The sequence below is a fragment of the Nonomuraea sp. H19 genome (assembly GCF_052068215.1).
Classification (GTDB): Bacteria; Actinomycetota; Actinomycetes; order Streptosporangiales; family Streptosporangiaceae; genus Nonomuraea.
On the sequence record NZ_JBQHCV010000006.1, the window covers coordinates 214,269 to 227,492 of the forward strand.

11 protein-coding genes are annotated in these 13,224 nt (G+C 70.5%); 1 reads left to right on the forward strand and 10 read right to left on the reverse strand.

The features are described from left to right. Positions 1-7: 7 nt before the first annotated feature. From ACTMTI_RS15100 to ACTMTI_RS15110, 3 genes are read right to left on the reverse strand one after another with little or no spacing between them, the layout of a single operon-like run. On the reverse strand, positions 8-937 hold the full coding sequence (locus tag ACTMTI_RS15100; RefSeq protein ID WP_441120930.1) for an RluA family pseudouridine synthase: 930 nt from the start codon (positions 935-937) through the stop codon (positions 8-10). Beyond that, positions 930-1,439, reverse strand: a complete 510-nt coding sequence (gene lspA / locus ACTMTI_RS15105; protein ID WP_441120931.1) for a signal peptidase II — start codon at positions 1,437-1,439, stop codon at positions 930-932. Before lspA ends, ACTMTI_RS15100 begins: the two co-directional genes overlap by 8 nt. Positions 1,440-1,474: 35 nt before the next feature. Then, a complete protein-coding gene (locus ACTMTI_RS15110) occupies positions 1,475-1,864 on the reverse strand; it encodes a TraR/DksA family transcriptional regulator (RefSeq protein WP_441120932.1) in 390 nt (129 codons plus the stop codon). Positions 1,865-2,342: 478 nt separating this feature from the next. Between ACTMTI_RS15110 and ileS the strand changes: the two genes are divergently transcribed. Continuing rightward, positions 2,343-5,495, forward strand: coding sequence for an isoleucine--tRNA ligase (gene ileS, locus ACTMTI_RS15115; protein ID WP_441120933.1), 3,153 nt, complete (start codon positions 2,343-2,345; stop codon positions 5,493-5,495). A gap of 221 nt (positions 5,496-5,716) precedes the next feature. On the opposite strand, the gene ACTMTI_RS15120 is transcribed toward ileS, so the two are convergent. The 7 genes from ACTMTI_RS15120 to ACTMTI_RS15150 all read right to left on the reverse strand — a co-directional run bounded on the left by ACTMTI_RS15120 (position 5,717) and on the right by ACTMTI_RS15150 (position 13,129). Next, positions 5,717-7,825 (reverse strand): hypothetical protein, encoded by a 2,109-nt coding sequence (locus ACTMTI_RS15120; RefSeq protein WP_441120934.1) that lies wholly within the window; start codon positions 7,823-7,825, stop codon positions 5,717-5,719. A gap of 41 nt (positions 7,826-7,866) precedes the next feature. Next, the gene (locus ACTMTI_RS15125) at positions 7,867-8,739 is read right to left on the reverse strand and encodes a DivIVA domain-containing protein (RefSeq protein ID WP_441120935.1); all 873 of its coding nucleotides are present in this window, start codon (positions 8,737-8,739) and stop codon (positions 7,867-7,869) included. A gap of 105 nt (positions 8,740-8,844) precedes the next feature. Continuing rightward, complete coding sequence (locus tag ACTMTI_RS15130) at positions 8,845-9,132, reverse strand: YggT family protein (protein WP_441120936.1); 288 nt, start codon at positions 9,130-9,132, stop codon at positions 8,845-8,847. Positions 9,133-9,212: 80 nt separating this feature from the next. Then, positions 9,213-9,713, reverse strand: coding sequence for a cell division protein SepF (locus ACTMTI_RS15135; RefSeq protein WP_441120937.1), 501 nt, complete (start codon positions 9,711-9,713; stop codon positions 9,213-9,215). Positions 9,714-9,852: 139 nt separating this feature from the next. Then, positions 9,853-10,545, reverse strand: coding sequence for a YggS family pyridoxal phosphate-dependent enzyme (locus ACTMTI_RS15140; RefSeq protein WP_441120938.1), 693 nt, complete (start codon positions 10,543-10,545; stop codon positions 9,853-9,855). A 103-nt stretch (positions 10,546-10,648) separates the two neighbouring features. After that, positions 10,649-12,106, reverse strand: coding sequence for a cell division protein FtsZ (gene ftsZ, locus ACTMTI_RS15145; RefSeq protein ID WP_441120939.1), 1,458 nt, complete (start codon positions 12,104-12,106; stop codon positions 10,649-10,651). Between the two features lie 357 nt (positions 12,107-12,463). After that, complete coding sequence (locus ACTMTI_RS15150; RefSeq protein ID WP_441120940.1) at positions 12,464-13,129, reverse strand: cell division protein FtsQ/DivIB; 666 nt, start codon at positions 13,127-13,129, stop codon at positions 12,464-12,466. Between the last annotated feature and the right edge of the window lie 95 nt (positions 13,130-13,224).

The following is a 13,224-nucleotide window of genomic DNA, read 5'->3' on the forward strand; positions in this document are numbered from 1 at the left end:
CGCGGGGTCAGGACTCGTCGCGGACGATGTCGAGCGCCTTCTGCAGGTCCTGCGGGTAGTCGGTGCTGAACGACATCCACTCGCCCGTCGACGGGTGCTCGAACCCCAGCGCGACCGCGTGCAGCCACTGCCTGGTGATCCCCAGCCGGGCGGAGAGCGTCGGGTCGGCGCCGTAGAGCAGGTCGCCGACGCACGGGTGGCGCAGCGCCGCCATGTGCACCCGGATCTGGTGCGTACGCCCGGTCTCCAGCTTGATGTCCAGCAGCGAAGCCGCCCGGAACGCCTCGACGGTGTCGTAGTGGGTGACCGAGGGCTTGCCGCCGGCCACGACCGCGAACCTGCCGTCGCCTGACGGGTGCCGGTCGATGGGCGCGTCCACCGTGCCCCTGAACGGGTCGGGATGCCCCTGGACCAGCGCGTGGTAGCGCTTGTCGACCGTGCGCTCCTTGAAGGCGCGCTTGAGATGCGAGTAGGCGTGCTCGCTCTTGGCCACCGCCATCGCGCCGGTGGTGTTGGCGTCCAGCCGGTGCACGATGCCCTGGCGCTCGGCGGCTCCGCTGGTGGCGATCGTGTGCCCGGCCCCGAGCAGCCCGCCGATCACGGTGGGCCCCGTCCAGCCGACGGTCGGGTGGGCGGCCACCCCGATGGGCTTGTTGACCACGACGATGTCGTCGTCCTCGTACACGATCGTCATGCCCGGCACCGGCTCGGCCACCGGCATGGGCGTGGTGACCGGCGGCGGCAGGGTCACATCCAGCCACGCGCCCGCGTGCACGCGGTCGGACTTGGCCGGCTGCCTGCCGTCGACCAGCACCTCGCCGGCGCCGATGAGCTCGGCCGCACGCGTGCGGGAGAAGCCGAACAGCCGCGACAGCGCGGCGTCGAGCCGCTCGCCCTCCAGGCCGTCGGGCACGGGGAGACTGCGCTGGTCAGTCATCCTTCGCCACCTCCTTTGACCCGTCGATCTGTACGTTTCGCCAGGCCAGGATCACCGCCAGGATGCCGCCGCAGACGATCGCCGAGTCGGCGATGTTGAAGACGGGGAAGTAGTCGATGATGGGGAAATGCCCGGGGAGCACCTCGATGAAGTCCACGACGTGCCCCTGGAGTTGCGTGGAGCGGCCGATTCCCGACGGGTAGCGCAGGAGCCGGTCGGTGAGGTTGCCGAGCGCACCGCCGAGGAGCAGGCCGAGCGTGATCGCCCACGCCCGGCTGCCCAGCTTGCGAGCGGTGCGCACGATGGCCACCACCACCGCCGCCGCGATCAGCGTGAACACGAAGGTCATCCCCGTGCCGATGCTGAACGCGGCGCCGGAGTTGAAGATCACCCGGAACTGCAGGACGTCCTGGATGACGACCAGCGGCGCCTTGCCCTCGAGCGCCTCCAGCACCACCGTCTTGGTGATGAGGTCGGCCGCGTAGACCACGGCCGCCAGCACGATGAGGACGGCGAACAGGCGACCCCGGGGTCTGGCTACCGGCGTTCCTCCTTCTGCTTGCAGGCCACGCACAGCGTCGCCCTCGGGAACGCCTGAAGGCGTTCCTTGCCGATCGGCTTGTGGCACGATTCGCACACTCCATAGGTCCCTGCGTCGATCCTGGCGATCGCACGTTCGTTCTGCGCGACCAGATCGCGCGCATTCAGGGTAAGGGCGATCTCGCGTTCGCGCTCGTAGGTCTTGGCGCCGGCGTCCGCCTGATCGTCGCCTGCGCCTTGGGTGACGTCACCAGAGGCTATCTCCGTCTCGTGGCGGAGGATGTCGGCTTCGAGCTCGTCGATCTCGCGCTGCAGCCTGCCGCGTACGTCGGCCAGCTCCTCGTCCGACCACATCGACGGTGTAGCGGTCTGCGTGACTGCCGCCATGGCTGCCTCCATTGCTGATCAAGGCCGTAAAGGGTGCGGGCAGCTTAGGTTCCCGATAACGGAATGGCAAACGACCCGCCGGACGGTTTACCTCCCCCGTACTATCCCGCCTCGCGCATTGAACTCCTCCTCAGTGGCGTCCATTTCCACAACTTTGTCGCCATTTGCACCGTGCGTACCGATGGCGTGGCCGGAGCCGGGCCCCCGTTGGGGGCGTCACCAGGGAAACCAGGAAGCCTTCGCCTCCACTCTGCGTTATGGTTTGAGACTGCAAGGCGTTGATGGGGCCCGACTGTGAGGGATATCACCCCGGAGCCGCCGGAAGAACGGCTCTCGCGAGCTCATTAGAACCGGCAGCAGACCAAATGAAGAGGGCCTCGCCCCGCGCGAGGTCAAGAAGGGTGGTACCGCGGAGCCGTACGGCTTCGTCCCTTCACGCCAGCCAACCGGCCGATCAAGCGTGGAGGTCACGCCCGAGATGTCTTCCCCATCCTTCCGCCCTCTTCCCGCGCAGGTCGACCTGCCCGCGCTCGAGCGCGAGGTTCTCGACCGCTGGCGGGACGGGAAGATCTTCGAGCGTTCTGTGGAGCAGAACGCGGGCAACCCGGCGTGGGTCTTCTACGAGGGTCCGCCCACCGCCAACGGCCTGCCCGGCGTGCACCACGTCGAGGCGCGCGTGTTCAAGGACCTGTTCCCCCGTTACAAGTCCATGCGCGGATTCAGCGTTCCGCGTAAGGCCGGCTGGGACTGCCACGGCCTGCCCGTCGAGGTGGGCGTCGAGCGCGAGCTGGGCCTGTCCGGCAAGAAGGACATCGAGACGTACGGCATCGCCGAGTTCAACGCCAAGTGCCGCGAGTCGGTGCTGCGGCACGTGGACGCGTTCGAGCAGATGACCGAGCGGATGGGCTACTGGATCGACCTGTCCCAGGCCTACCGCACCATGGACCCGTCCTACATCGAGTCGGTGTGGTGGTCGCTGAAGGTCGTCTTCGACAAGGGCCTGCTGTTCCGCGACTTCCGGATCACGCCCTACTGCCCGCGCTGCGGCACCGGCCTGTCCGACCACGAGCTCGGCCAGCCCGGCGGCTACGAGAACGTCTCCAGCCCGTCGGTCTACGTCCGCATGCCGGTGACCTCCGGGCCGCTGGCCGAGCTGGGCGCCGCGCTGCTGGTGTGGACGACGACGCCGTGGACGCTGGTCTCCAACACGGCGGTGGCCGTCCATCCCGACGTGACCTACGTCGCGGCCCGCACCCCCGACGGCGAGGTCCTCGTGGTCGCCGAGCCGCTGCTGCCGGTCCTCGGCGAGGAGGTCACCGAGGTGGCCCGATACACCGGCCGCGACCTGGAGCGCACGACCTACTCCCGGCCGTTCGAGCTGGTCGACATCCCGGACGCGCACTACGTCGTGCTCGGCGACTACGTCACCGTCGAGGACGGCACCGGCCTGGTCCACCAGGCCCCGGCGTTCGGCGCCGACGACCTGGCCGTGATCAAGCGGTACGACATGCCCATCGTCAACCCGATCGGCCCCGACGGCCGCTTCCTCGACGACGTACCCATGGTCGGCGGCCAGTTCTTCAAGGACGCCGACGAGGAGCTGACCGAGGACCTGCGCGTGCGCGGCCTGCTGTTCCGCGGCGGCCACTTCGAGCACAGCTACCCGCACTGCTGGCGCTGCCACACGCCGCTGCTCTACTACGCGCTCCCGTCCTGGTACATCCGGACCACCGCGGTCAAGGACCAGATGCTGGCCGAGAACGCCGGCACCAACTGGTTCCCCGACACGATCAAGTGGGGCCGGTTCGGCGAATGGCTGCGCAACAACGTCGACTGGTCGCTGTCGCGCTCGCGCTACTGGGGCACGCCGCTGCCGCTGTGGGTGTGCACGGCCGACGAGTCCCACGTGACGTGCGTCGGCTCCCTGGAGGAGCTGAGCAACCTGGCCGGCCAGGACGTCTCGGCGCTCGACCCGCACCGCCCGTACGTCGATGACGTGACCTTCGCCTGCCCCACGTGCGGCGCTGACGCCCAGCGGGTGCCCGACGTCATCGACGCCTGGTACGACTCCGGCTCCATGCCGTTCGCGCAGTGGGGCGAGCGCGGCAAGCCTGAGGGCGTCTACCCGGCGCAGTTCATCTGCGAGGCCACCGATCAGACCCGCGGCTGGTTCTACTCGCTGATGGCCGTCGGCACGCTCGTCTTCGGCCAGTCCTCCTACGAGAACGTGCTGTGCCTCGGCCTCATCCTGGCCGAGGACGGCCGCAAGATGAGCAAGCACCTCGGCAACATCCTGGAGCCCATCCCGCTGATGGACGAGCACGGGGCCGACGCGCTGCGCTGGTTCATGGCCTGCTCGGGCTCGCCGTGGGCGGCCCGCCGGGTGGGGCACGCCGGCCTGGAGGAGATCGTCCGCAAGGTCCTGCTGACGCTCTGGAACACCTCGTCGTTCTTCACCCTCTACGCCAACGCCGAGTCCTGGTCGCCGTCGATGATGGCGGAGGCCACGCCGGCCGGCGAGCGCCCGCTGCTGGACCGCTGGGCGCTGGCCGAGCTCCACAGGACGGTGGCCGAGGTCACGGCATCGCTGGACGAATACGACACGCAGCGGGCCGGGCGCCGCCTGGCCGACTTCCTCGACGACCTGTCCAACTGGTACGTGCGCCGCTCGCGCCGCCGGTTCTGGCAGGGGTCGCGGGAGGCGTTCGCGACCCTGTACGAGTGCCTGGAGACGGTGCTCCGGCTGATGGCGCCCATCACGCCGTTCGTCACCGACCAACTCTGGGACGTCCTGCGCTCGCCGGAGGCGCCCTCCTCGGTGCACCTGGCCTCCTGGCCGGAGGTGCGCCAGGACCTGCTGGACCCCGCGCTGTCCGACCAGATGGCGCTGGTCCGGCGCCTGGTGGAGCTGGGCCGCTCGGCGCGCGCCTCGTCGGGCGTCAAGACCCGGCAGCCGCTCCGGCGGGCTCTGGTGGGCGCGCACGGCTGGCCGTCGCTGCCCGGGGAGCTGCGGGGGCTGGTGGCGGACGAGCTCAACGTCCAGGCCCTTGAGGACATGTCCGGCTTCAGCGCCGATCTCGTGTCCTACACGGTCAAGCCGAATTTCCGGGCGCTGGGCAAGCGGTTCGGCTCGCAGACCAAGCTCGTGGCCGCCGCGGTGACCGCCGCCGACCCCACCCGGGTGGCCCGCACCCTGCGCTCGGGCGCAACGGTGATGGTCGAGGCGGACGAGCTGGGCGAGATCATGCTCGGCCCGGACGACGTGATCGTCAACGAGCAGCCCCGCTCGGGCTGGGCCGTGGAGAGCGGCGCGATCGGCACCGGCACGGGCGAGACGATCGCCCTGGACCTGGAGCTCTCCGACGAGCTGCGCCGGGCCGGGCTCCTGCGCGAGGTCATCCGCCTGGTCCAGGAGGCCCGCAAGTCGACCGGCCTGTCGATCACCGACCGCATCGACCTGTGGTGGACCTCCTCGTCGCCGGACCTCGCCGCGGCGCTGCGGTCGGAGTGGCAGGTCGTGGCGGAGGAGGTCCTGGCGACGACGGTCACGGAGGGCACGGTGGACGATCTCCCGTCCCATGCGGACGAAGACCTGTCCCTCGCCTTCCAGCTCCGCCGCACCACAGCCTGAGGCATTCGCGGGGCGTGCCCGACCCGGGCGCGCCCCATCAGGTCCCAGCGGGCGCTACGCGCTCACCGCACCACCGCACACGCACGGCACACCAGCCCGGACCGCGCCCACCGCACACCGCCGGCAACGGCATCGCAACGCCGGTCCCGACAGCGGAAGAACGCCCGGCCGACGGGTCTGGCGAAAGGGAGGCTCCGGCAGATGGGTCCGCCGGAGCCCTCTCAGCCGACCGTCTCGTGGTCGTGCTGGCAGACGGAGCAGCTCGTCATCCCGGCGGCTTCGGCCGCGGCGATCGTCATCGTCTCCACCCCGCTCTCACCGGCCCCCTTGATCAGCGGGCAGTCGGTGCTGTGGTAGCGACGGGTGCCGATGATGACCTTCACAGTCCCGGGCCGCTTCCCCTTGCCACCGGCGCCGGCGGGCTCATCACCGCTCTTGGACCCGGAGGCCTGCGGCTTCGCGGAAGTGCCCGGCGTCTTGGTGGTGTCGGGCTTCGCTCCTGTGCCGGGCGCCCCCGGCTTGGCTGCGGCACCGGGTGCTTCCGGCTTGGCACCGCTGGCGGGCGCTCCCGGCTTGGCACCACTGCCGGGCGCTCCCGGCTTGGAGCCCGGACCAGGCGCCCCTGCCATGGGACGTGCGCCAGGCGATCCGCCCACGCTCGCCGTGGTGGCGGCCACGCCTGGGCCGGATGTGGCGGTCTTGGCGGGAACCGCCGAGCCGGTGGGCGGGCGTTCGGCTCCGGTCTTCCCACCGGTGGGCGGGCGTTCGGCTCCGGTCTTGGCCGCGCTCGCAGGTCCGGCCGGGCTCGTGCCGGCGGGCCGGTCCTGGGAGGTCCTGCCCGCGGCGCCAGGCCCCGTGGGCAGCGGGCCCTTGGGCTTGGCCTGCGACTCGGCGGAGGACGCGGGCCGCTCCGGCGCCACCTCGTCCTCTTCCTCCGGGACGGGCGGCGGCTCGGTGCCGGCCCCGAACGAACGCTGCGACGACCCCCCGGCCCCGGCCGACGCTCCTGGACGGGCCGGTGCCGGGGACGAGGGCACGCGCGGCTGCGGCGCCGTAGCGGGACCCGAGGAGTCGTCCTCCTCGGCCGCGCCCCCGGCCCTGGACGGCCCGGATCCGCCCTCGACCTGGCCGGGCTTGCCTGCGGGCTGGCCAGGCTTGCCCGCGACCTGCCCGGGCTTGCCCGCGGCCGGCGGCGGGGTCACGCCGGCGGACGCCCCCGGCTTGCCACCCGGTGCCCCCGGCTTGCCGGCGGATGTTGCGGACTCGCCGGCGGGCGCGCCCGGCCGGCCGGCGGATGTTTCCGGCCTGCCCGGCTTGCCCTCGGAGGTGCCCGGCTTACCTGCGGAAGACCCGCTGCCGGGGCGCGGAAGCGCGCCCCCTGGCCGCGTCGGCTCACCGGCGGCCTGTGAAGTCTTGTCAGGGGACTCGGAAGTCCCACCGGCGGGCGCACTCGCGCCGGCCGGAGTCGATTCCGCGCCCGAAGACGGCGACTCGGCCCTCAGCGCGTACGGCGGCGGCCGGAAATAGGAAGTCTGCGTCTCCGCCTGCTCGTCATCATCCCCTTCGGGGACGGCGGCGGCGGAGGTCTTGGCCTGGCCCGCCGGTGCGGCGGCAGGTCGGCCGAACCACCCGGTGGCGCCTTCCTCGTGGGCGGCGGCGGGCTCCGGGTCGGGGGTGGAAGCCTTCGTGTCGGGCTTCGGCGGGGCGACCGGCGGTCGTAGATCGCGGGTCTCCCCGGAGGTTTCCGCCCGGCTCTCCGCGGTGGGCGCGGGGCCGGGTGCGACGGCGGGCTCGGGGTCGGCGGCAGGTGGTAGCTGCCGTCCGCCGAGCGCTGCGTCAGGAAGGCACGTCGTGCAGGGCGTGAAGCCCTCCTCGCGAGCCTCCTCGTAGGTGAGCTCCTCGTGCTCCCGACCGGCCAACTGCCGGCAGCCGGTCACGTGGTAGCGCTTGCGACCCGGGATCACCAGCACGAGCGCGTCCGGCGCGATGCCGCCGCCAGGGGGGCGACGCACGGCGGGCGCCGGAACGGCCGTCGGCCGCTGCGGCGTCTGCGGACGCGGCTGAGGAGGGGGCTGGTGAGCCACAGGACCGGTCTGGTTGTACGGCAAGCCGGGCGGCATGAGCCCTGCCGGAGGGGTGGCCGGCGCAGCGGCCTGCCCTCCACCGGGGAACAGCTCGTGACGCCGCAGGAACGCCCCGATCACCAGGAACAGCGCGGACAGCACGCTGACCACGATGGACCACATGATCAGGAACGGCTTCGCCAGTACGAAGCCCGCGATCAGCAGCACGACCGCCGCGAGCACCAAACCAGCACTGATAAGGATCACAGAGGGCTCTTTCGAGTGACAGGTCCAAGTGACCCGTTACTTTACCGGCGGTCGTTGTGGGGACCGTCACTGCCGGGGAAGGCGCCCTGCGGAGCCTCGCCGCCGAACGGGCTGGGGCTGCCGGGAAGCGGCTGCTGACCACCCTGCGGCACGGCGTGCGACATGGCCGGGGCCTGACCCTGGGGAGCACCGGACATGACCGGGAACCCACCGCTGCCCTCGGCGGACACGTTGAGCTCGGCGAGCTGGTTTTCCAGGTAGAGCTTGAGCCTGCTGCGGTATTCGCGCTCGAAGCTGCGCAGCTCCTCCACCTTGCGCTCGAGCTCGTCGCGGGTCTGCACCAGCGAGCCCATGGCCTGGCGGTGGCGCTCCTGCGCGTCGCGCTCGAGCGTCTCGGCGCGGGCGCGGGCGTCGCCGAGGACCTGCTCGGCCTGGCGGCGGGCCTTGGAGAGGATCTCGTCGGCATCGCGGCGGGCGCGGGTGACCGTCTCGTCCGCCTCCCGGCGGGCGTCGGCGATCGCCTGGTCGGCGGTCTGCTGGGCGAGCGCGAGCACGCGGGCCGCGGTGTCCATGTTGTCCTCGGCGGGAGGCATGTTCATGGCCACGGGGACCGGCTGCTGCACCGGCGGCGGCTCGGGGGCCCGCATGGGCTCCGGCTGCGGCGGCGCCATCATCTCGGGCTTGGGCTGCTCCTGGACCGGGGCGGAGGCCATGGGCATGTTCATGCCGCCCGGCACCTTTCCGCGCAGGCACTCGGCCAGCTTGGCGCGGAGCTCCTCGTTCTCTTGGATCAGGCGGTCCAGCTCAGCCTCCACCTCGTCGAGGAAGGCGTCGACCTCTTCCTCGTCGTAGCCCGGTCGCAACCGGGTGGTACTGAACTGCTTGTTCCGCACATCAGCGGGCGTCAGCGGCATTTTTTTGGTCTCCTTGGCGCGCTTGGAGTCTGTCCGGAGGGACGGTAACCCGAATCACTTCAGCGCGGACACGAGTTGGCTCACGACCGGCACCTCACCGGCCCGTCATCGCAGCGACTGCGCGATCTGAATCAAGATCAGGACCACGATGAACAGGACCGTGAAGCTTAGGTCAAAGGCCACCGTACCCAACCGGAGCGGAGGAATGAAACGGCGGAGGAACTTGAGTGGCGGGTCTGTTGCGGTGTATGTGGCCTCGGCCACCACCAGGACGACCCCGGAGGGACGCCATTGACGGGCGAAGGCCTGCACCGTCTCAAAGATCATCCTGCCGATGAGCAGCACCAAGTAGAGGGACAGGACAACGACCAAGATCTGACTTACGATCCCCACGGCCCGGCCGCGCCTCCACTTCTGGTGAGCCCTCCCGGTCTCGGCGAGACCTGGTTGGGTGCGATAGACATACAGAGACTCTAACTCTGATTGAAGAATCCGCGTTCCGCGATTCGTGCCTTGTCCTCGGCGGTCACCTCGACATTGGCAGGGGACAACAGGAACACCTTGTTGGTAACACGTTCGATGCTGCCGTGTAGGCCAAAGACGAGACCTGCCGCGAAATCAACGAGCCGCTTTGCGTCACTGTCGACCATCTCGGTCAGGTTCATGATGACCGGGGTGCCGTCCCGGAAGTGCTCTCCGATCGTCCGCGCCTCGTTGTACGTCCGGGGGTGGAGCGTCGTGATGCGGGCCAGATCCGTCGTGCGGCGCTCCAGGATCGTCGTGGCGGGCCTGGGTGCGGGCACCCCAGGGTCGGCCTCGTCGTCGCGCTCCTGGACCGCTACGGGCCGTTCCTCGCCGGTTCGCTGCACCTCATCCTCGTAGGTGTAGTCGTCGGTGTAGGCCTCGTACCTCTCGTAGCGGTCGTCCTCCACGAGACCGAGGTAGACCGCCATCTTGCGCATCGCGCCGGCCATCGCTACGTCGTCCTCCTGCTCATGGTCGCCGTCGCTCGGGCCCGTCGCCGGGTTCCGAGGCGGTGGCCGTACCCCCTTGGAGCTCACCGCTGATCGACCTCTACCTGATCACGGGCCTGGAGACCCACTTGAGGGGACATTACCTGACGAAGGGCTTGCGACGACCGAGCAACGCCGTACCGACCCGCACGTGTGTCGCGCCGTAGGCGATGGCTTCCGTGAGGTCCTCGCTCATCCCGGCGGAGACCATGGTGGCGCGGGGATGCTGCTCCTGGAGGCGCATGGCCACGTCCCGCAGTCTGGCGAACGCCTTGGCCGGCTCCTCGCCGAGCGGCGCCACCGCCATGACTCCGCCCAGCCACAGGCCCTCGGCGAGCGCCACCTCGTCGGCGATCTCCAGCACGTCGGCGGGCCGCGCGCCGCCTCTGGCCGGATCGTCGTCGAGGGCGACCTGCACCAGGCAGCCGACCCTGCGGCCCTGGCGCACGGCCTCCTTGCTGATGGCCTCCACCAGCCTGAGGCGGTCGACGGATTGGATCACCTCGGCGTAACCGACGACGGAGCGGACCTTGTTGGTCTGCAGTTGGCCGACGAAGTGCCAGGTCAGCGACAGGTCGGCGAGCTCGCGGGCCTTGGCCGCGGCCTCCTGGTCGCGGTTTTCGCCGATGTGGCGCACGCCCAGCTCGGCCAGGATCCGCACGTCCTCGACCGGCCGGGTCTTGGTGACGGCGATCAGCGTGACCTCGCCGCGGTCGCGCCCCACCGCGTGGCAGGCCGTCGCGATGCGCGCGTCGATCTCGGCGAAACCGGCCGCGATCTCGTCCCTTCTCACGTGAGTCTCCCTCCCGATACCGGCATCCTCGCACCCCCGCGGTAGGCCCGCACACGGCGGCGCCGCTCCCGGACACCTGCGGGGAGCGGCGTTGGACGTCCGGCTACTTCAGGAAGTCGGGAACGTCGAGCTCCTCTTCTTGCTCCTCGAAGACCACACGAGGACGTTTGGGCGGCTCCGACATGCGGGAGGTGATGGGCGTGGGCGGGTTTGCGGGCTCGGGCGCGGGCCGGGGAATCGAGACGGGTCCGGACGGCTCGTCCGCCGGCGGCTCGTCGCGGTCCGGCGCGGCGGCCTGCACCGGCTCCACGGCGCGCACCGGCTCAGGGCGGGCTTCGGGGCGCGGCTCCGGCCTGAACTCCGCCCGCGCCTCGATGCGGGGCTCCGGCCTGAACTCCTGGCGCGGCTCGGGACGCGGCTCGGGGCGGAAGTCCTGGCGCGGCTCGGAACGCACCTCAGCGCGCGGCTCAGGGCGCAGCGGAGCCTGCTCGGACTTCACGCTGGGGGACGAAGGGCTCGGCCGCATGGGCGAGGACACGGGCGGCGCGGGCGGCGGGGACGCGGCGGGCCTGCCCGCCGCCGCCGCTCGCAGCGTCTGCCGCTCCGCCGGGCCAGGCACGTCGTCGAAGCCGGCCGCGATCACCGTCACGCGGACCTCGTCGCCGAGCGCGTCGTCGATGACCGTGCCGAAGATGATGTTGGCGTCGGGCGCGGCCGCCATGGACACGAGCTGCGCCGCCTCGTTGATCTCGAACAGGCCCAGGTCCGAGCCGCCCGCGATGGACAGCAGCACGCCGTGGGCGCCGTCGATGCTGGCCTCCAGCAGCGGGCTGGAGACCGCCATCTCGGCCGCCGCCACGGAGCGGTCGTCGCCGCGGGCGTGGCCGATGCCCATGAGCGCCGAGCCGGCGCCGGACATGACCGACTTGACGTCGGCGAAGTCCAGGTTGATCAGGCCGGGCGTGGTGATGAGGTCGGTGATGCCCTGGACACCGGACAGCAGCACCTGGTCGGCCGCCTTGAACGCGTCGAGCACGCTCACCTGCCGGTCGGAGATCGACAGCAGCCGGTCGTTGGGGATCACGATCAGCGTGTCGACCTCGTCGCGCAGCGTCTCGATGCCCGCCTCGGCCTGCATGGCCCTGCGGCGTCCCTCGAAGCTGAACGGCCTGGTCACGACGCCTATCGTCAGCGCGCCGAGCGACCTGGCGATATTGGCCACGACGGGCGCGCCGCCCGTGCCGGTGCCGCCGCCCTCGCCCGCCGTGACGAAGACCATGTCGGCCCCTTTGAGGACCTCCTCGATCTCCTCACGGTGGTCCTCGGCGGCCTTGCGCCCGACATCGGGGTTGGCGCCCGCGCCAAGTCCGCGCGTGAGCTCGCGGCCCACGTCGAGTTTCACATCGGCGTCACTCATCAGCAGCGCCTGGGCGTCGGTGTTGATGGCGATGAACTCGACGCCCTTGAGTCCCTCCTCGATCATCCGGTTGACGGCGTTCACTCCGCCGCCGCCGATGCCGACGACCTTGATGACCGCGAGGTAGTTCTGCGGTGCTGCCACGACGAGGGGCCTTTCCGCTCGTTGACTTGCCATTTCGGTGCGGATTGTCTCCGCTTGTTGTCAGTTCGGGTAACTCTCAACCTCAAGTTGAGATTTAGATTTATGTCAACCTGAGGATTGATACGGACAGTAGGAGCCCCCTACCTGGCGGGTCAACTAACCGCGCCGCAAGCACGTCCGGCGTGTCGCGGGCTGTCCGTTTCGCTCCGAAGTCGCGCCTGGTGGGGGCACTCCTCTGCCCGGCGTCCGAGTTACAGGCTCTCACGCCTCGGCCTCCACCTCGCACAGGCTCGGCGATGCTCTTGCCGGGGGGTTGCCAGACCCTGACACTCTTGATCACTTCAGGGACATTCTTGATCACTTCAGGGTCACCACGTCCGGGGAGCTGACGTCGTAGACCGTGGCCTTCTCGCGCTTGAGCAGCGAGGCCAGAATGCGGGCCTTCTCGGCGGGACGGTCGGTACCGCCCCAGACGACGCTGCGCCCGTCGGACAGCTCCAGGGTCACGCCCTCGGCAGTTCCCGCGCGTACTTCCCTGACCTTGGGCGCCACCTCGTCCGGGACCGCCTGGATGACCTTCAGGGCCGCCATCATGGCGGGGTCGCCCGTGGCGGGGCGGTCCACCTTGAGCAGCGGCAGCATGGGCGGGAGCGCCGATTTGACCTCGATCACCACGCCCTGCTCGTCGACGATCGCGAACTTGTCGCCCGCGGCGATGGCGGCGACGGGCTCCCGCTCGACCACCTCGATCTTGAGGGTGCCCGGCCAGATCCTGTCCACCCTCGCGGAGGCGAGCTGCCTGATGCCCAGCAAGCGGTTCTGGACGCCGGCGAGATCGACGGTGGCGAGCGGGTGGAGGTCCGCCACTCCGGCCTGCTGCTTGATCCGCTCGCTCGGCACTGTGATATTTCCCACGATCTCGATCGAGCGCACGCCCAGTACGGGCGAGAAGAACACCAGCCAGGCGGCGATGCCCACCACCCCCGCCGTGAGCAGTACCAGGAACGCCGTCCGCGCCTTCATCGCTCCTCTTGCACTCGGCACTCTCCGCATCGGCACAGAACCTACGCCGCCGTGCGGCATAACACCGCGCGCCACGCCCAAAAGGCGCGACCCGT

Excerpts from the sequence above, each read along its gene's own strand:
- ACTMTI_RS15100 (WP_441120930.1), bottom strand. The coding sequence starts at position 937 with ATGACTGACCAGCGCAGTCTCCCCGTGCCCGACGGCCTGGAGGGCGAG.
- ACTMTI_RS15110 (WP_441120932.1), bottom strand. The coding sequence starts at position 1,864 with ATGGCGGCAGTCACGCAGACCGCTACACCGTCGATGTGGTCGGACGAG.
- ileS (WP_441120933.1), top strand. The coding sequence starts at position 2,343 with ATGTCTTCCCCATCCTTCCGCCCTCTTCCCGCGCAGGTCGACCTGCCC.
- ACTMTI_RS15125 (WP_441120935.1), bottom strand. The coding sequence starts at position 8,739 with ATGCCGCTGACGCCCGCTGATGTGCGGAACAAGCAGTTCAGTACCACC.
- ACTMTI_RS15135 (WP_441120937.1), bottom strand. The coding sequence starts at position 9,713 with ATGGCCGGCGCGATGCGCAAGATGGCGGTCTACCTCGGTCTCGTGGAG.
- ACTMTI_RS15150 (WP_441120940.1), bottom strand. The coding sequence starts at position 13,129 with ATGAAGGCGCGGACGGCGTTCCTGGTACTGCTCACGGCGGGGGTGGTG.